Source organism: Paraburkholderia sp. J63 (assembly GCF_905220245.1).
Taxonomy (GTDB): Bacteria; Pseudomonadota; Gammaproteobacteria; order Burkholderiales; family Burkholderiaceae; genus Paraburkholderia.
The window spans coordinates 97402-114608 of record NZ_CAJMZF010000018.1; the positions used below are offsets into that span (position 1 = coordinate 97402).

The window sequence follows — 17207 nt, forward strand, 5'->3', positions numbered from 1 at the left end:
CGGCGCGAACACCGCAACGCAAGAAGCGGCCTGGCGCGACGCATGACGCCAAACGAACAGAGGTCAATACATGTCGATTCTGATCAACAAAGACACCAAGGTCATCACGCAGGGCATCACCGGCAAGACCGGTCAGTTCCACACCCGTGCCTGCCGTGAGTACGCCAACGGCCGCGAAGCATTCGTCGCGGGCGTGAACCCGAAGAAGGCCGGCGAGGACTTCGAGGGCATCCCCATTTACGCGAACGTGCGTGAAGCGAAGGACGCCACCGGCGCGACCGTTTCGGTCATCTACGTGCCGCCGGCAGGCGCTGCCGCCGCGATCTGGGAAGCCGTCGAGGCCGACCTCGATCTCGCGATCTGCATCACGGAAGGCATCCCCGTCCGCGACATGATCGAAGTCAAAGACCGTATGCGCCGCGAAGGCCGCAAGACGCTGCTCCTCGGCCCGAACTGCCCCGGCACGATCACGCCGGACGAGCTGAAGATCGGCATCATGCCGGGTCACATCCACCGCAAGGGCCGCATCGGCGTCGTGTCGCGTTCGGGCACGCTGACGTACGAAGCGGTGGCCCAGCTGACCGCGATCGGCCTCGGCCAGTCGTCGGCAGTCGGTATCGGCGGCGACCCGATCAACGGTCTGAAGCACATCGACGTCATGAAGATGTTCAACGACGATCCGGATACGGACGCCGTGATCATGATCGGCGAAATCGGCGGTCCGGATGAAGCGAACGCCGCCGAGTGGATCAAGGGCAATATGAAGAAGCCGGTCGTCGGCTTCATCGCGGGCGTCACGGCGCCTCCGGGCAAGCGCATGGGCCACGCCGGCGCGCTGATCTCGGGCGGCGCGGATACGGCCGACGCGAAGCTGGAAATCATGGACGCGTGCGGCATCAAGGTCACGCGCAACCCGTCGGAAATGGGCCGTCTGCTGAAGTCGGTGCTGTAATTTCGAAGATCGCCGCCGCCCGCGCATTGCGTTATGCGCGGGCGGCCGGCGTTTTTTGATATGCTTGCGGAACCCTTTCACGAGGTTTCCGGACAGAAGCGAGGGAGCCAGTCATGGCTGCCTCGCTTTTTTATTGGCGCGCGCTTTTTTGAGCGGACGCGCCTCGTCAACGTACTCACGCCCCCGCCTTCATGCTCGAGTTTTTCACGTCGCTCCACTGGGGCGCTGTCATTCAGATCATCGTCATCGACATCCTGCTCGGCGGCGACAACGCCGTGGTGATCGCGCTCGCCTGCCGCGATCTGCCCGCGCAGCAGCGCCTGCGCGGCATCGTCTGGGGCACCGTCGGGGCGATCGTATTGCGCGTCGTGCTGATCGCGTTCGCAGTCGTGCTGCTCAACGTGCCCTATCTGAAGTTCACGGGCGGCCTGCTGCTGCTCTGGATCGGGGTGCGGCTGCTCGCGCCTTCGCATCTCGAGCATGCCGACGTGAAGCCCTCCGAGAAGCTGATCGGCGCGATCAAGACCATCATCGTCGCCGATGCGGTGATGAGCCTCGACAACGTCGTGGCCATCGCGGGCGCAGCCGAGGCCGCCGATCCGCGCCATCGCATCGCGCTCGTGATCTTCGGCCTGATGGTCAGCATTCCGCTGATCGTGTGGGGCAGCCAGCTCGTGCTCAGGCTGCTCGACCGCTATCCCGTGGTGGTGACGCTGGGCGCCGCGCTGCTCGGCTGGATCGCGGGCGGGCTGATCATCAACGATCCGGCCGGCGACCGCTGGCCGCTGCTCGATACGCCCATCGCCGAATATGGCATGAGCGTGGCCGGTGCGCTGTTCGTGGTCGGGCTCGGGCACCTGCTGAGGCGGCGCAACGAGCGGCGCGCGCAGGGCTCGCATTGAGCTTGAGCGCATGACGGAGTCTGACTGGTCGTCCTGAGCCGATCGTCGTAGGGAAAGGGCGCAGATTCCACGCCAACCGATGCTCTGACAGCGCCGCGCCTAAGCCATCCGGCCGACTGCTGCGCAGAGGGGGCCGCCGATACGATCGAAACGCCTGTTCACCTTTTCGTGAGCAGGCGTTTCTCGTTTCAGGAGCCCTGATGATGACCGTATCTCCATCCACCGCCCGCCCGGACGCATTGTGCGTCGCCGGGCCATGCGCTTCGCGCGCCCTTGTTTCAGGCGCCGTTGCCGCGCCCGCCCTGGCCACGCCCGCATTCGCCACGCATTCACTGGCCACGCACGCGACGCATGCCGCGGCTTCGCTCGCGCAGTCGTGCCGGGCACTCATGCGTCTCGCGAGGCGCTGGACCGCACCGGGTTTCACGCTCATCGAACTGATGATCGTGCTCGCCATCGTCGGCGTGATCGCCGCCTATGCCATCCCCGCGTATCAGGACTATCTCGCGCGCAGCCGGGTAGGCGAGGGCCTGTCGCTCGCTTCCGCGGCGCGGCTTGCCGTGGCCGAGAACGCGGCGAGCGGCAATGCGTTCGGCGCGGGCTACACGGTGCCGCCGGCCACGCGCAACGTCGCCTCGGTGCAGGTGGACGACACGACCGGCCAGATCACCGTGGCGTTCACCAGCCGCATCGCGCCCGAGGGGACCAATACGATCGTGCTCGTGCCTTCCGTGCCCGATAACGCTGATTCACCCACGGCGCGCGTAGCGCTCACGCAAGGCAGCGTGCAGGGCGGCACGCTCACCTGGGAGTGCTTCGCAGGCGGCAAGACGGCTTCTTCGCTCGGCGCACCAGGCGCGGGACCGTCGCCTGCAGAAGCGGCCACGCTGCCCGCCAACCTGGCGCCACCGGAGTGCCGCGCATAGGGATGAGGCGCGCGTGAGCGGTTGCCATTCGTGCGCTGGATGCCGTGTTGGCGTCCGGTGCGCGATGCGTCGCGTGCGTGGCGTCATGCGCTACACACGCTGCACCAAAGAGGGGCTTATACGTCATGTATGGCCCGCAGATCGAAGGCATGGCGCGTGCGGGCCGATTTCGTCCTGCTGGCTTCCGCACAGGGAGTGAAAAGTTTTGTATAGTGCGCCGGTTGCTGACGCCCCCGATTCCCATGCCTTCTTCTTTTGCGCGTTACCTTACGTTTGTCTTGCTCGCTGTTGCGTTGATCCTGCCTTATGCGGTCGTCGCACACACTTATCCGATCCCGACGTTCTACGCTGAATTCACTGCGCTCGCGCTTTATCTGATGGTGGGCGCGGGCGTCTGGCTGCTGGTGCGTTCCGCGCGGCCGGCCGTCGATTTCCGCTCGCCCGTGGTCGCGCTCGTGCCGCTCGCCTTCGGCTTGCTGCTGATCGTGCAGACCTTCGTGCTGCCGGTTGCGCAAGCATCGATGAACTGGCTCGGCGCGGGCTATCTGCTGGCCGCCTTCATGGCCGTCCACGCGGGCTACGGCATCACGCGCGTGAACCTCACGCGCGCGGCGATGGTGTGGGGCGCCTGGGCGCTCGTGATCGGCGGGCTGTTCGCGGTGTTCTGCCAGGTCATCCAGCTCCTGCATCTCGAAACGAAGGTCACGCCGCTCGTCGTCGCCTATAACGTGCAGTTCGACCGGCGGCCGTTCGGCAACATGGCGCAGGCCAACCACCTCGCGACCTACATCGCCTTCGCGACGGCCGCGGCGCTCTATCTCGTGCAGACGCGGCGCCTGAACATCCTGCTGTGGGTCGTGCTTTCGGCCATCTACTCGGGCGGCCTTGCGCTCACCGTTTCGCGCGGCCCGTGGCTGCAGATGGCCGTGATCGTCGTTGCGGGGTTCTGGATGGCGCTTTCCGCGACGCGCGGCGTGCGCGGCGAAGACGAGGCAGGCAACAGTGCCGACGCGGGCGGCTGGGCGGGCGGTTGGGTGGACAACGCGCGCGCCTGGGTCGTGCCGGTCGTGCTTTTCGCGATCTTCTTCGCCGTGAATGGGTTCGTGCGCTGGGCCAACGTCCACTATCAGTTGCAACTCGACCAGTCGGCGGCCGACCGCTTCAAGGACGCTGGCCAGATCGCGCCGCGCATCGCGCTATGGCGCTACGGCTGGACGATGTTCAAGACCCATCCGCTGCTGGGCGTGGGCTGGGGCGACTTCCCGATCCATCAGTTCGAACTCGCGCGCAAGCTGGGCGGCGTGGAGATCGCCAACAACTCGCACGACATCTTCATCGACTTGCTCGCCAAGACGGGCGTGCTGGGTTGCGCGATCGTCGTGATCGGGCTCGTCGCCTGGTTCGTGCGCGCGCTGCGCGTGCCGCATACGGCGGAGCGCATTTTCGGTTTTGCGCTGATCGGCGCGCTGGTCATGCATGCGCTCGTCGAGTATCCGCAGCAGTACATGTTCTTCCTGCTGCCCGCGATGTTCGTGTTCGGCCTGCTCGAGACGAAACCGCTGCGCGTCGTGCCGTCGAACCTCACACGCGCCGTGTACGCGGTGGTGGTGTTCGGCGGCATCGCGTCGCTGTGGCCGGTGCTGCGCGACTACAACCGCGCCGAGGTGCTCTATTACGGCTCGCATCCCGCGCAGCAGTATGCGGACGAACCGTCGTTCCTGTTCCGCGCGTGGGGCGACTACGGCATGGCGACGCTCATGCCGATCGATGCCGAGAACCTCGCGACCAAGCTCGCGGCGCACGAGCGCGCGATTGCGCTGCTGCCGGGCGAGACCGTGCTGCGTCGCTATGCAGTGCTGCAGGCGCTGGATGGGAATAACGATGGCGCATTCGATACGGTCGAGCGCCTGAAGATCTTTGCGCTGGAGCTTCACGACTGGCCCACGCAACTGGCCTCGCTCTACACCCTGTGCGACGACGAGCCGACGCTCGCGGGCTTCAAGGCCGCGCTGGTCAAGAAGTACGGCAAGCCCGCGGCGAAGGGCGAAGAAGAAGACGAGGACGATTCGGACGATTGATGAGGCCGCGCTGCTGCGGCTGAGTTCTCGCTCGCGGCGGCGCCGATCAGCGCTTCCGGATTGCTGCGCGGCGCCCCTGTAGTATTCCTTGGTGCCTCAACTCCCCGCAACCCAATCCCCCGACTTCCCGCCGTGCTTTTCCATCACCTTCACATCGGTGATGGTCATCCCGCGGTCCACCGCCTTGCACATGTCGTAGACCGTCAAGAGGCCCACCTGCACGGCGGTCAGCGCTTCCATCTCCACGCCCGTGCGGCCTAGCGTCTCCACCTGCGCGGTGCAATGCACGCCAGGCAGCGTCTCGTCGAGCGCGAAATCGACCTTCACGCGCGTGATCGCGAGCGGGTGGCACAGCGGAATCAGATCCGAGGTACGCTTGGCGCCCTGGATCGCGGCGATGCGCGCGACGCCGATCACGTCGCCTTTCTTCGCGTTGCCGTCGCGCACCAGCGCGAAGGTGGCCGGCAGCATGCGGATCGTGCCGCTCGCCACGGCGATGCGTTTGGTCTCGGCCTTGCCGCCGACGTCGACCATGTGCGCGTCGCCTGCGGCGTCGAAATGCGTGAGTTCGGGCATGGTGGGTTCTCCGTGAAGGGCGCCTATCTTAACAGCGCGGTGCGTGTGACAGGCCCGGGCGCGCGGGTCCGCGGTGGTTCACGCCGGGCCGTCCGGGGCGCCTGGCGGACCGTGCGGACTACAATTGCCCGGTGGCTGGCCACCGGCCGGCAATTCGCTTTTCCCGATCCCGTTGTCATCAATGCATCTGAAACGGCTGCTTGCTGCGTGGTTGTGCGCAACGCTCGCCGTTCCGCCGCAAGCATACGCGCAGGCGTCGGGCGGCGGGACAGGGGCATCGGCTGTGCGTGCCGCCGTGCTCGATCCCGGTGCCGCGAGCGCGCCTGCGTCCGGCGTGTCCGGCGCGGCCAGGCCGGGTGCCGGCACGCCGTCGGCCGGCAAACCGGGCGTTACTATTCCGGGCGCCGCTACGTCGAGAGTCACCACGTCGGGTTCGATCAGGCGTGGCGCCACTACCTCAGACGCTACTACGCTCGCCCCCAACTCGCCCGCGCTCGTGAGTGGCCCGCTCGACGACGAAGCCGACCCCGTCATTCCGGCCTCGATCGCGCAAGGCGTATTCGGCACCTATGGCGGCGCGCAGAGCCGTTTCGGCTCGTCCGGATCGGGGCAATCGGCAGACAGCTCCGGCACGAGCGGCAACGGCAGCGCGCGCCCGCCCGCCTGGATCCCGCAACTGCCCGATCTCGGCGATGGCTCGGGCGGCGCGCTCACGCCGCAGGCCGAGCGCCGCATCGGCGAGCGCGTGATGCGCGAAATCCGGCGCGACCCCGACTACATCGGCGACTGGCTCGTGCGCGACTATCTCGATTCGGTTGCGGCGCGCCTCTCGGCGTCGGCGGCGGCGCAGTTCATTGGCGGATATCGACCGGACTTCGATCTGTTCGCCGTGCGCGACGGCCAGATCAATGCGTTCTCGCTGCCGGGCGGCTTCATCGGCGTGAACACGGGGCTGATCGTGTCCACGCAGACCGAGTCGGAACTCGCCTCCGTGCTCGGCCACGAGATGGGTCACGTGCTGCAGCGGCATATCGCGCGGATGCTCTCGCAGAGCGAGCGCAACGGCTATGCCGCGCTCGTGGGCATGCTGTTCGGCATTCTCGCGGGCGTGCTGGCGCGTAGCGGCGACCTCGGCAGCGCGATCGCCATCGGCAGCCAGGCCTACGCCGTGGACAGTCAACTGCGCTTCTCGCGCGCCGCCGAGCACGAGGCGGACCGCGTCGGCTTCAAGCTGCTGGCGGGCGCCGGCTACGATCCGTGGGGCATGGTGGCGTTCTTCGAGCGGCTCGAACGCGCCTCGATGGGCGACGCCGGCGTGCCGGCCTACGCGCGCACGCACCCGCTCACCGTTTCGCGCATCGCTGACATGGAGGATCGCGCCCGCCGCGCGGCTTACCGGCAGCCGCGCCAGTCGCCCGAATACGGTTTCGTGCGCGCGCGCGTGCAGGTGCTCCAGGATCGCTCGCACGGCGAGTATCTCGACGAGATTGCGCGCTTGCGCTCCGAGATCGACGACCGCGTCGCGCTCAACGTGGCGGCGAACTGGTACGGGATCGCCTTTGCGCAACTGCAAGTGGAACGCTATGACGATGCTGCGGCGTCGCTCGCGAACGCGCGCGCGGCGTTCGCCCGCTTCGAAGCCGCGGACGGCGGCAAGGCGCTCAGTTCTCCGAATGGTTCTCCAGGCAGTTCTCCGAATAGTTCGCCCAGCCTCGACGTGCTCGCGGCCGAGATCGCGCGGCGCGCGGGCCGCACCGACGAGGCCGTGCGGCTCGCGCATGCGGCGCATGCGGCGTGGCCCGCGTCGCACGCGGCCACCGACAGCCTGCTGCAGGCGCTGATCGCCGCACGCCGCTTCAAGGAAGCGCAGGCGCTCGCGCGCAGCGAGACCCAGGCCGAGCCGCGCGAGGGCGCGTGGTGGCAGTATCTCGCGCAGTCGAGCGCGGGTCTGGGCGATTTGCTCACGCAGCGGCGCGCGCTCGCGGAGAAGTTTGCGCTCGACGGGGCGTGGCCCTCGGCGATCCGGCAGCTCAAGGAGGCGCGCGACATGAAGTCGCTGGGGTTCTACGACTTGTCGACGATCGACGCGCGCCTGCACGAATTCGAGGCGCGCTACAAGGAAGAGCGTGCGGACGACAAGGACAGCGGATGAGCGGCCTGCCTTTGGCACACGGCGCTTGCCGGGTTAGCTCATCGCTTGAGAACGTCGGAACGTCGATAAAGGCGGCGCTGTTTTCAGGCCACGCCGCGCCACTCAGCCCGCAGCCTTTTCCGCTTGCTCGGGACTCCGCACGAACGCGAAGCGCACCGGCACGTCCGCGCGCGCGATGGATTGCAAGGGCAGCGCGGTCCCGGCACGCCAGTGGAACGTGCCGCGCTCGCCGTCCTCGTCGAGCGTCGCGTGCTCGGTGAAGCAGTCGAGATCGTGATCGTGGAGCAGTGCCACACTTGCATACGCGTTCGCGGCGGCATCGGCGGTCCCGTCCGCGGTGTCCGACGCCGCCTCCCCAGCTTGTGCGAACAGCACGGCGCCGTGCTCGTCCACGTACACGGCGGCCGGCTCGAACGGCCGGCCCGTTTGATCGGTGAGCGTCAGCGCGCCGCCGTCCGCGCTCGCGAGACGCACGACCCACGGCGTGTATTCGAGCTCGACATAAACGCGCTGCGGCCCGTTCTGGAAGAACCACTGGCCCTGCGCGTCGTGCTCGTAATTGCGGTTGATGAAGCCGATGAGTGCCTCGTGCCGGATCGGCGTGCCCTGTGCGCCCTGGGCCTGGTCGGCTTCGTCGCGCAGACGCCAGTGGCCGCGCGCGTCGAGCAGCAGCCAGCCGGTGCAATGGGGAACGTTGGGCCAGCGCGCGAGGGCCTGCTTGACAATGTCATCCATGAGTCGTGGGGAGGTGAGGCGAGAGATAGCGGGTCACGCGCTGGGCGAGCCAGTCGCTGCGGCCCGGAAACGGCCCGGTCATGAAGCCGACGTGGCCGCCGCCCTCGGGCTGCTCAAGCTCGACGGCGGCGCTCACTTCGTGGCGCGCGGGCAGCACGTCGCCGGGCAGGAACGGGTCGTTGCGGGCGTTGATGAGGAGCGTGGGCACGGCAATCTCGCCGAGCTTCGGGCGTACCGTCGCCTGGGTCCAGTAGTCGTGCGCGCTTTGAAAACCATGGAGCGGCGCGGTCACGACGTCGTCGAATTCGAACATGTTGCGGGTCGCCAGCACGGCTTGCGCGTCGAACAGGCCCGGATACTGTTCGAGCTTTTGCAGCGCCTTCACTTTGAGCGTCTTCAGGAAGCTGCGCGTGTAGATCATGCCGAAGCCGCTTGCGAGCATCTTGCCGCCCGCGTGCACGTCGAGCGGCGCCGAGATCGCCGCGGCGGCCGAGACGATTTTTGCGTCCTCGCGCTGCTGCGCGAGCCAGTGCAGCAGCACGTTGCCGCCCAGCGAGACGCCTGCCGCTACGAGCGGACCCGCATGACGCGCGGCGAGGCGGCGCAGGACCCAGTCGACTTCGGCGGCATCGGCGAGATGGTAGAAGCGCGGCAGGAGGTTCATCGGCCCGCTGCAACTGCGAAAGTGCGGGATCACCGCATGCCAGCCGCGCGCATGCGCCGCTGCGGCGAGCGCGCGCGCGTAGTGCGAGCCGGAACTGCCTTCGAGGCCATGGAACAGCACGAAGAGCGGGGCGCCCGACGTTGCAGCCGGCGCGGAGCCGGAGACGTCAGCGGGTGCATCGACCCAGTCGAGCTCGATGAAATCGCCGTCGGGCGTGTCCCAGCGTTCGCGCCGGTAGACGGGCAGGGGCAGATGCGAGAACAGCGCGGGAACGATGGTCTGGATGTGCGCGCCGGGCAGCCAGAAGGGCGCGCGATAGCCGGGGCTGGCCTGCGCGTAGCCGCTCGCACCGTTCAGGACAGAGGTTGCGGCGCGTCTTGCCGCATCGTCGCTTCTCGGGCTGATCGCCGCTTTGTCGCTTGCCGTGCTCATGGCCGTCCCCTTCTTTCTGCTGCGCTTCCACTTTCTTCTACCGCTGTGCTGCTCCGTGGCGCGCCTTGCTTCGCTTTACGTCAGTGCAGCGCGCCCTGGCCGTGGCGCAGCTTCGCCGAGAACTGGCTTGCGGCGTCGTCGGGCATGCGGCTCGCGTGAATGTGCGCGATGCGCCACTCGCCGCGCTCGTGCACCATCACATAGGTCGTGAAGACCATGGCCGGAATCGCAGCCGGATCCACGGGCCGATGCGCCTCCACGATGGCATAGACCACGGTGCCCAGGCTGTCGTAGACGCGGATGTCGAGCGGCTCGATCGACACCGGCGCCGCCTCGAGCTCCGCGGCGAGGCCCACGCGAATGTCGGACAGCCCGTGCAGATGCGCGCCCTCGGCGCTAATGCAGCTCACGAATTCCTCGTCGATCCACAGGCCCATCAACGCGTCGATGTTGACCTCCGCGACGGCCTGGTAGTACGCGTTGAGAGTGTCCGCGGCGGCTTCGAAGATATGGGCAAAACGTGGCATGGCTCGTTGATCTGATGCGCTTCTCGCGCGGGTTGGCGTTGGCTTCGTTCGTGAGACAGACGCGAGACAGGCCTGTGACGCCCCGCTTCGATGCGCGTTACCTCAATTGGGCGCGCGCTCGAGGCACGGCGTCGGTGGCGTGCCGCACATCCGCAGTGCGAAGCGCGTGAGGCGTGCCGCTCGCCGACTTCTGGCTGTCTGCCGGCAGGCCGCAGGGAAATCGCCGGCCGGGGCACGCGCGGCGCGCTCGCCGCGTTTGGCGCCGCTAGCGCTGGGCGACCAGCATGCCGCGCAAATCGTCGAAGACCTGTTCGGGGCTCAGTTCGCGCAGGCAGTTCAGATGCCCGAGCGGACACTCGCGCGCAAAGCAGGGACTGCAATCGAGATGCAGCCATTGTACCTTTGCGAGGTCCGACAAGGGCGGCGTGTGGCGCGGATCCGTCGATCCGTAGATCGCCACGAGCGGCCGGCGCAGCGCCGCGGCCACGTGCATGAGGCCCGAATCGTTGGTGACCACGGCGCTCGCGCGCGAGATGAGCGCGCAGGCTTCGCCCAGCGCGGTCTGGCCGCACAGGTTGCGCACGTTCGGGGCCTTTTCGGCGATGGCCTGGGCGAGCGGCGCGTCCTTGGGCGAGCCGAGCGCGACGATCTGCGTGTACGGGAACGACTGCCCGACCATGCGCGCGAGCGCCGCGAAATGCTCGGGCGGCCAGCGCTTGGCGGGGCCGTACTCGGCGCCGGGGCAGAACACCAGCAGCGGCACGCGCGTGTCGAGATTGAAGCGCGCCGAGACGCGCGAGGCCTCGTTCGGGTCCGATTCGAGGCGCGGCATCGGCAGATCGTCGGGCACGGTGGCGCCTGGCGCCCAGGCGAGCGCGGCGTAGTGCTTGACCATCGGCGGACGCTCGTCCTTGGGCGGATTCGCGTGGCGCACGTTGAGGAAGCCGTAGCGGCTCTCGCCCGTGTAGCCGATGCGCAGCGGAATGTTCGCGAGCCACGGTATCAGCGCGGACTTGAGCGAATTCGGCAGCACATAGACGGCGTCGTAGCGTTCGGCGCGCAGGTCGCCGGCCAGTTGCCAGCGGCGCAGCAACTGCAGCTTGCCGTGGGCGAGGTCGGTGGCGTAGACGTCGCGTATCTCGGGCATGCGCTCGAGTACGGGCGCGACCCAGGTGGGCGCAAGCGCATCGATGTCGATGCGCGGATGCAGTTTTACGAGCCGCGAAAGAAGCGGCTGCGCCATCAGTGCGTCACCGATCCAGTTCGGTGCAATTACCAGCGCGCGGCGCATCGGGAGTCAGAGTCCGGAAAAAGGGCAGAGATTTCGTGCGCGGTTTGGCCCGGTTGGGCCAGAGCGTGCGCGCGAAACGCGGTTAGGGGATCGGCGCGGCAAGCGCGCCGGCGGGCTGCGAGCCGCGCGAGGCGGCTGGTGCAGCGGCTGTATGTCATGGCTGCGGCTTGGGCGGCAGGGCGGGCATGGGGCGAACGCGGAGCAGGCACGCGACAAGCGCGGAGCAGGCACTGGGAGCACACCGCGTGCCGCGCCGTTGGACGCCGGCAAAAAACGCGAGGAATCCCAAACGTTGCGCGCGTCCGGTTCCAGTCGAGGCGCCGGGTGCGCAAAGCGTTGCGAGCGCTGCAAGAGCGGATGCCGCCGCCGCGAACCCGGTGCGCCTGCCGTTGCCGGCGCGTTCAGGGGGCGGCGTGGCGCCTTGCGCTGCTTGTCCTCATATGCTGCCGTGTGCGCGAACCGAGCTGCCGTTTATGCCAACAGCGATGCCACTAGCGATGCCAGCAACGATGCCGTCAGTGACCGTGCACGACCTCGCCGTCACGCAGCTTGTAGCGGGTGCTGCAGTACGGGCACTTCGCCTCGCCATGCGTCACGTCGATAAAGACGCGCGGATGATTGCTCCAGCGCGGCATCGACGGATTCGGGCAATACGCGGGCAGGTCCTTGGCCTTCAACTCGACCAGCGGCATTTCCTTGAGTTCGCTCATGAGGATGATTCTCTTTGTATCCAATGGGGTGCAGCAGGGTGCGGCAGGCCGCGGGCGCTCAGACCTTCGGGGCCACAATCCGGGCGTCGCGCGACGTAGCGGACCGCATGTGCACAGGCCCGCTCTCACGCCACAACCTGGCCATGCGCGAACCCTTCGGGCGTGCGCCGGGCAAAGAGACGCATTTTAGCGTCATTTGTGCGCCGCAAGCGCGCTCGCGGGCGCATGCGGTGGGGTTTCGCTTGCCCCGGCGCCTGAGCCGGCTGTAGCTGTCAGTCTTGTAAGGGTCAGCAAGATCCGCGCGGCGTTCGCGCAAATACGCGACATTCGCTTAAGCACGCCTCAGATCATCCTGGCTATCGGCTAAAATACCGATCTCGCAATTCGATGCTGGCCTCGCGCCCGGCGCCGAGCAGCGACCCGCAGCGGCGCCGGCCTCTGGTCCAGGACCAGGTTTAAGTCCAGGCAGCCGCGCGGATCCCGCGCCGCGCCCGTTGTGCCCGTACCGCCCGCGCGCTGATTGCCCGTGTTGCATCCGGCGCCCGCATCGCCTTGCCACCGCCTTCCCACCATCAAGATGACATGTCCATGAACAAGGTTCTGCGTCTTTCCGATCTGATCTCCGAAGGCAAGCTCAAGGGCAAGCGGGTGTTCATCCGCGCCGACCTGAACGTGCCGCAGGACGACCAGGGCAATATCACCGAAGACACCCGCGTGCGCGCTTCCGTGCCGGCCATCAAGGCGGCGCTCGACGCCGGCGCGGCCGTCATGGTCACCTCGCACCTGGGCCGCCCGACCGAAGGCGAATTCAAGCCCGAAGACTCGCTCGCGCCCGTCGCGAAGCGTCTTGCCGAGCTGCTCGGCCGCGACGTGCCGCTGGTCGCGAACTGGGTCGAAAACGGCGTGAACGTCGCGCCGGGCGACGTGGTGCTGCTCGAAAACTGCCGCGTCAACAAGGGCGAGAAGAAGAATTCGGACGAGCTCGCGCAAAAAATGGCGAAGCTCTGCGACATCTACGTCAACGATGCTTTCGGCACCGCACACCGCGCCGAAGCCACCACCTACGGCATCGCGAAGTACGCGGGCATCGCCTGCGCGGGCCCGCTGCTCGCGGCTGAACTGGACGCGCTCGGCAAGGCGCTCGGCGCGCCCAAGCGCCCGCTCGTGGCGATCGTCGCGGGCTCGAAGGTCTCGACCAAGCTCACCATCCTCAAGTCGCTGGCCGAAAAGGTCGATCAGCTGATCGTGGGCGGCGGCATCGCCAACACGTTCATGCTTGCGGCGGGCCTGAAGATCGGCAAGTCGCTGGCCGAGGCGGATCTCGTCGACGAAGCCAAGGCGATCATCGACGCGGCGCGCGCGCGCGGCGCCTCGGTGCCGATCCCGACCGACGTCGTGACGGCCAAGGAATTCTCGCCGACGGCCAAGGCCGTGACGAAGAACGTGGCCGACGTGGCCGACGACGACATGATCCTCGACATCGGCCCGGTCACGGCCAACGCGCTCGCCGCGCAGCTCTCGCAGGCCGGCACGATCGTGTGGAACGGCCCGGTCGGCGTGTTCGAGTTCGACCAGTTCGGCAATGGCACAGAGACGCTCGCGAGCGCCATCGCCAGCTCTGGCGCGTTCTCGATCGCCGGCGGCGGCGATACGCTCGCGGCCATCGCGAAGTACGACATCGCCGACAAGGTCAGCTACATCTCGACCGGCGGCGGCGCCTTCCTCGAATTCCTCGAGGGCAAGAAGCTGCCGGCCGTCGAAGTGCTCGAAACCCGGGCGGCTAGCTAAGTGGCGCCGCGCGCCCCGGCCGCTAAAGTGGCAAAAGCGGTGACAAAAGCGACCGCAAACGCGGCGACAAAGGCCGCCGCCGCGAAACCGCGTCGCGCCGGCGCCGCCGGGGCTGCGCATGACGTAAAAGACGCAAAAAACGCCAAAGCGCAGGGGCGCGCAGCGCCTCTCGCGGGCACCGCGCGGGCGAACGCGACGCCCGTCACGGACCCGAACGCAAGCATCAGCAACGCCGCGCCTGTCTCGCCGACTGGCGCGGCGCCCTCCCAGAAAGCGACGCCGGCCCGAACCGGTGCGCGTTCCGGCCACGCCATATCGGCGGTCGAGCCGGCCAGCACGTCTCGCAGCAACGGTTTTCCCAGCGATCCTTTCCAGACGAGGAGACTCATGCATCGCGCCACCAAGATTGTCGCCACCATCGGTCCGGCTTCCAGCACGCCGGACATCCTGCAGAAAATGATCCACGCAGGATTGGACGTGGTGCGCCTCAACTTCTCGCACGGCAGCGCCGACGATCACCGTCAGCGCGCCGAAATGGTGCGGGAGTGCGCCCGCAAGTCCGGCCGCGAAGTCGCGATCATGGCCGACCTGCAAGGCCCCAAGATCCGCGTGGGCAAGTTCGAGAACGGCAAGACGACGCTCGAGCCGGGCCAGCCCTTCATCCTCGACGCCGAGTGCGAACTCGGCAACGACGAGCGTGTCGGCCTCGACTACAAGGACCTGCCGCGCGATCTGAAACCCGCCGACGTGCTGCTGCTCAATGACGGCCTGATCGTGCTCGACGTCGTGCGCGTGATCGGCAGCGAGATCCACACCACGGTGCGCGTGGGTGGCGACCTGTCGAACAACAAGGGCATCAACCGCCAGGGCGGCGGCCTCACGGCGCCCGCGCTCACCGCGAAGGACATGGAGGACATCCGCACGGCGATGTCGCTCAGCGTGGATTTCGTGGCCGTGTCGTTCCCGAAGAACGCCACCGACATGGAAATGGCGCGCCAGCTCGCGAACATCGCGGGCGCGCCCTACGGCATCAAGCCGAAGATGATCGCGAAGATCGAGCGCGCCGAGGCCATTCCGGCGCTCCAGGAGATCCTCGATTCGTCGGACGGCATCATGGTCGCGCGCGGCGACCTGGCCGTCGAAGTCGGCAATGCCGCGGTGCCGGCGCTGCAAAAGCGCATGATCCGCATGGCGCGCGAGTCGAACAAGCTCGTGATCACGGCCACACAGATGATGGAGTCGATGATCCACGCGCCCGTGCCCACGCGCGCCGAAGTCTCGGACGTCGCCAACGCCGTGCTCGACGGCACCGACGCCGTAATGCTCTCGGCCGAATCGGCGGCGGGCAAGTACCCGGTGCAGACCATCGAGGCGATGGCCGCGATCTGCGTGGAAGCCGAGAAGTCGGAGCAGAGCGAGCTCGACAAGGATTTCCTCGACCGTACTTTCACGCGCATCGACCAGTCGATCGCGATGGGCGCGCTGTTCACGGCCTACCACCTGGGCGCCAAGGCGATCGTCGCGCTCACGGAGTCGGGCTCGACCGCGCTCTGGATGTCGCGTCACTGGACCCACGTGCCGATCTTCGCGCTCACGCCGCGCACGGGCAGCGAGCGCGCGATGTCGCTCTACCGCAATGTCACGCCGCTGCATCTGGACACCAGCAGCGACCGCGACACCGCGCTCCAGCAGGCGATCGAAGTGGTGGTGAGCAAGGGCTACGCGTCGCGCGGCGACATGGTCGTGCTGACCGTGGGCGAGCCGATGGGGCAGCCCGGCGGCACCAACACGCTGAAGATCGTGCGGGTCGGCGACGTCTTCTGAATTTAAGGCGAATTTTTTCGCTTTATTTTCGAGACACGCGAGGTCGCGCCGTTGACGTCGATGAGCGGCGACGGGTGCCGAGATCGACTGGTATCAAATTGGTATCAGATGGGCGCTAATTAGGCGCTTTTTCCCTGCAATTGCGGCCCACGCGCGCTAGAGGCAGCGCGTGGGCTGTCAACTCTTTTTGCATCTTCTCGCCGATTTGACGTCCTGATACGCCAAATTCATGCCAGTTTAGTTTTTTGGCGGCGGGAACACGGCGGCTTCGCGATAAAATCATGCCATCGAGCCCGCTGCCTGGCACGCGGGCGGTGGCCGCCAGGCCACCCTCGACCGGTCGCGCAAGACGGCCGGCGGCACGAAGCAATTCGTTTCAAATCAAAGGAGTAGCAACAATGCCTCTCGTTTCAATGCGTCAACTGCTCGACCACGCGGCTGAGCACGGCTATGGCCTGCCGGCTTTCAACGTGAACAACCTGGAGCAAGTCCAGGCGATCATGGAAGCGGCGAACCAGGTCGGTGCGCCGGTGATCATGCAGGCCTCGGCAGGCGCGCGCAAATACGCGGGCGAGCCGTTCCTGCGTCACCTGATCGAAGCCGCGGTCGAGTCGTATCCGCATATTCCGGTCGTGATGCACCAGGACCACGGCCAGTCGCCGGCGGTCTGCATGGCGGCGATCCGCAGCGGCTTCACCAGCGTGATGATGGACGGCTCGCTCGAAGCCGATGGCAAGACGGTCGCTTCGTACGAGTACAACGTCGATGTCTCGCGCAAGGTCGTCGAAATGGCGCACTCGATCGGCGTGACGGTGGAAGCGGAACTGGGCGTGCTCGGCTCGCTCGAGACGATGAAGGGCGACAAGGAAGATGGTCACGGCGCCGAAGGCACCATGACGCGCGAACAGCTCCTGACCGATCCGGAGCAGGCCGCCGACTTCGTGAAGCTCACGCAGTGCGACGCGCTGGCCATCGCCATCGGCACCTCGCACGGCGCGTACAAGTTCTCGAAGAAGCCCACGGGCGACATCCTGTCGATCCAGCGCATCAAGGAAATCCACGCGCGCATTCCGAACACGCACCTCGTGATGCACGGCTCGTCGTCGGTGCCGCAGGAGCTGCTCGCGGAAATCCGCGAGTTCGGCGGCGACATGAAGGAAACCTACGGCGTGCCGGTCGAGGAGATCCAGGAAGGCATCCGTCACGGCGTGCGCAAGATCAACATCGACACGGACCTGCGTCTGGCGATCACGGGCGCGATCCGTCGCTATATGTATCAGAACCCGTCGAAGTTCGACCCGCGCGACTACCTGAAGCCGGCGCGCGAAGCCGCGAAGAAGGTCTGCGTGGACCGCTACCTCGCGTTCGGCTGCGAAGGCCAGGCTGGCAAGATCAAGCCGGTCGCGCTGGACAAGATTGCCGAGAAGTACAAGTCGGGCGAACTCGCGCAGATCGTCCGCTAAAGCGGGCCTCGGGCGCCTGGCGCGCCGGCTCGGTCCGGCCGCGCCGAAGTCGTAAAAACATCGCCGTTTCCGCCTGTTTTGGGGGAACGGCGATGGGCTTTTCTGAGATTTTTGGTTTACCCTTCAGTACCTCCGGGAATCCGGTTTCCCGCCGCAGCTTGCCGCCGCGAATTCGAGCCGGATCTGC

At 67.1% G+C, this 17207-nt stretch carries 15 protein-coding genes; 8 read left to right on the plus strand and 7 right to left on the minus strand.

Annotated elements, in window-relative coordinates; translation table 11 throughout:
- The first annotated feature begins 70 nt into the window (after positions 1–70).
- From sucD to U5775_RS20360, 4 genes are all read left to right on the plus strand, one after another.
- Entirely contained in the window at positions 71–952 is an 882-nt protein-coding gene (sucD, locus tag U5775_RS20345; protein ID WP_103706367.1) for a succinate--CoA ligase subunit alpha, read from the plus strand.
- Positions 953–1143: 191 nt separating this feature from the next.
- On the plus strand, positions 1144–1854 hold the full coding sequence (locus U5775_RS20350) for a TerC family protein (RefSeq protein WP_322059888.1): 711 nt from the start codon (positions 1144–1146) through the stop codon (positions 1852–1854).
- Positions 1855–2243: 389 nt separating this feature from the next.
- Positions 2244–2780: a pilin gene (locus tag U5775_RS20355; protein ID WP_322059939.1), complete on the plus strand. Its 537-nt coding sequence runs from the start codon at positions 2244–2246 to the stop codon at positions 2778–2780.
- 242 nt (positions 2781–3022) lie between these two features.
- Positions 3023–4858, plus strand: coding sequence for a PglL family O-oligosaccharyltransferase (locus U5775_RS20360; RefSeq protein ID WP_322059889.1), 1836 nt, complete (start codon positions 3023–3025; stop codon positions 4856–4858).
- A gap of 96 nt (positions 4859–4954) precedes the next feature.
- Here the strand turns inward: U5775_RS20360 and moaC are convergent, their stop codons facing one another.
- Positions 4955–5434 carry a cyclic pyranopterin monophosphate synthase MoaC gene (gene moaC, locus U5775_RS20365; protein WP_322059890.1) on the minus strand — a complete coding sequence of 160 codons (480 nt, stop codon included), beginning with the start codon at positions 5432–5434 and terminating at the stop codon, positions 4955–4957.
- Positions 5435–5615: 181 nt separating this feature from the next.
- Between moaC and U5775_RS20370 the strand changes: the two genes are divergently transcribed.
- Positions 5616–7586, plus strand: coding sequence for a M48 family metalloprotease (locus U5775_RS20370; RefSeq protein ID WP_322059891.1), 1971 nt, complete (start codon positions 5616–5618; stop codon positions 7584–7586).
- A gap of 102 nt (positions 7587–7688) precedes the next feature.
- On the opposite strand, the gene U5775_RS20375 is transcribed toward U5775_RS20370, so the two are convergent.
- The 5 genes from U5775_RS20375 to U5775_RS20395 all read right to left on the minus strand — a co-directional run bounded on the left by U5775_RS20375 (position 7689) and on the right by U5775_RS20395 (position 11945).
- Positions 7689–8321 carry a DUF2946 family protein gene (locus U5775_RS20375; RefSeq protein WP_322059892.1) on the minus strand — a complete coding sequence of 211 codons (633 nt, stop codon included), beginning with the start codon at positions 8319–8321 and terminating at the stop codon, positions 7689–7691.
- A complete protein-coding gene (locus U5775_RS20380; RefSeq protein WP_322059893.1) occupies positions 8314–9417 on the minus strand; it encodes a hydrolase in 1104 nt (367 codons plus the stop codon). Before U5775_RS20380 ends, U5775_RS20375 begins: the two co-directional genes overlap by 8 nt.
- A gap of 80 nt (positions 9418–9497) precedes the next feature.
- Positions 9498–9944, minus strand: a complete 447-nt coding sequence (locus U5775_RS20385; RefSeq protein ID WP_322059894.1) for a nuclear transport factor 2 family protein — start codon at positions 9942–9944, stop codon at positions 9498–9500.
- A 265-nt stretch (positions 9945–10209) separates the two neighbouring features.
- The gene (waaF, locus tag U5775_RS20390) at positions 10210–11235 is read right to left on the minus strand and encodes a lipopolysaccharide heptosyltransferase II (protein WP_322059895.1); all 1026 of its coding nucleotides are present in this window, start codon (positions 11233–11235) and stop codon (positions 10210–10212) included.
- A 515-nt stretch (positions 11236–11750) separates the two neighbouring features.
- Positions 11751–11945 (minus strand): zinc-finger domain-containing protein, encoded by a 195-nt coding sequence (locus U5775_RS20395; RefSeq protein WP_028217833.1) that lies wholly within the window; start codon positions 11943–11945, stop codon positions 11751–11753.
- 588 nt (positions 11946–12533) lie between these two features.
- Between U5775_RS20395 and U5775_RS20400 the strand changes: the two genes are divergently transcribed.
- A complete protein-coding gene (locus U5775_RS20400; RefSeq protein ID WP_322059896.1) occupies positions 12534–13733 on the plus strand; it encodes a phosphoglycerate kinase in 1200 nt (399 codons plus the stop codon).
- Here U5775_RS20400 and U5775_RS20405 read toward each other — a convergent pair.
- Positions 13730–14122, minus strand: a complete 393-nt coding sequence (locus tag U5775_RS20405; protein WP_322059897.1) for a hypothetical protein — start codon at positions 14120–14122, stop codon at positions 13730–13732. The genes U5775_RS20400 and U5775_RS20405 overlap by 4 nt on opposite strands.
- On the opposite strand from U5775_RS20405, the gene pyk reads away from it, so the two are divergent.
- Together pyk and fba are read left to right on the plus strand one after the other, a co-directional pair.
- A complete protein-coding gene (pyk, locus tag U5775_RS20410) occupies positions 14121–15557 on the plus strand; it encodes a pyruvate kinase (protein ID WP_322059898.1) in 1437 nt (478 codons plus the stop codon). The two genes, U5775_RS20405 and pyk, sit on opposite strands and share 2 nt — an antisense overlap.
- 398 nt (positions 15558–15955) lie before the next feature.
- Positions 15956–17020 carry a class II fructose-bisphosphate aldolase gene (fba, locus tag U5775_RS20415; protein ID WP_322059899.1) on the plus strand — a complete coding sequence of 355 codons (1065 nt, stop codon included), beginning with the start codon at positions 15956–15958 and terminating at the stop codon, positions 17018–17020.
- Positions 17021–17207 lie beyond the last annotated feature (187 nt).

Excerpts from the sequence above, each read along its gene's own strand:
- U5775_RS20405 (WP_322059897.1), bottom strand. The coding sequence starts at position 14,122 with ATGAGTCTCCTCGTCTGGAAAGGATCGCTGGGAAAACCGTTGCTGCGA.
- pyk (WP_322059898.1), top strand. The coding sequence starts at position 14,121 with ATGCATCGCGCCACCAAGATTGTCGCCACCATCGGTCCGGCTTCCAGC.
- U5775_RS20355 (WP_322059939.1), top strand. The coding sequence starts at position 2,244 with ATGCGTCTCGCGAGGCGCTGGACCGCACCGGGTTTCACGCTCATCGAA.
- U5775_RS20360 (WP_322059889.1), top strand. The coding sequence starts at position 3,023 with ATGCCTTCTTCTTTTGCGCGTTACCTTACGTTTGTCTTGCTCGCTGTT.
- moaC (WP_322059890.1), bottom strand. The coding sequence starts at position 5,434 with ATGCCCGAACTCACGCATTTCGACGCCGCAGGCGACGCGCACATGGTC.
- U5775_RS20380 (WP_322059893.1), bottom strand. The coding sequence starts at position 9,417 with ATGAGCACGGCAAGCGACAAAGCGGCGATCAGCCCGAGAAGCGACGAT.
- U5775_RS20400 (WP_322059896.1), top strand. The coding sequence starts at position 12,534 with ATGAACAAGGTTCTGCGTCTTTCCGATCTGATCTCCGAAGGCAAGCTC.
- U5775_RS20375 (WP_322059892.1), bottom strand. The coding sequence starts at position 8,321 with ATGGATGACATTGTCAAGCAGGCCCTCGCGCGCTGGCCCAACGTTCCC.
- sucD (WP_103706367.1), top strand. The coding sequence starts at position 71 with ATGTCGATTCTGATCAACAAAGACACCAAGGTCATCACGCAGGGCATC.
- fba (WP_322059899.1), top strand. The coding sequence starts at position 15,956 with ATGCCTCTCGTTTCAATGCGTCAACTGCTCGACCACGCGGCTGAGCAC.
- U5775_RS20370 (WP_322059891.1), top strand. The coding sequence starts at position 5,616 with ATGCATCTGAAACGGCTGCTTGCTGCGTGGTTGTGCGCAACGCTCGCC.
- U5775_RS20385 (WP_322059894.1), bottom strand. The coding sequence starts at position 9,944 with ATGCCACGTTTTGCCCATATCTTCGAAGCCGCCGCGGACACTCTCAAC.
- U5775_RS20395 (WP_028217833.1), bottom strand. The coding sequence starts at position 11,945 with ATGAGCGAACTCAAGGAAATGCCGCTGGTCGAGTTGAAGGCCAAGGAC.
- U5775_RS20350 (WP_322059888.1), top strand. The coding sequence starts at position 1,144 with ATGCTCGAGTTTTTCACGTCGCTCCACTGGGGCGCTGTCATTCAGATC.
- waaF (WP_322059895.1), bottom strand. The coding sequence starts at position 11,235 with ATGCGCCGCGCGCTGGTAATTGCACCGAACTGGATCGGTGACGCACTG.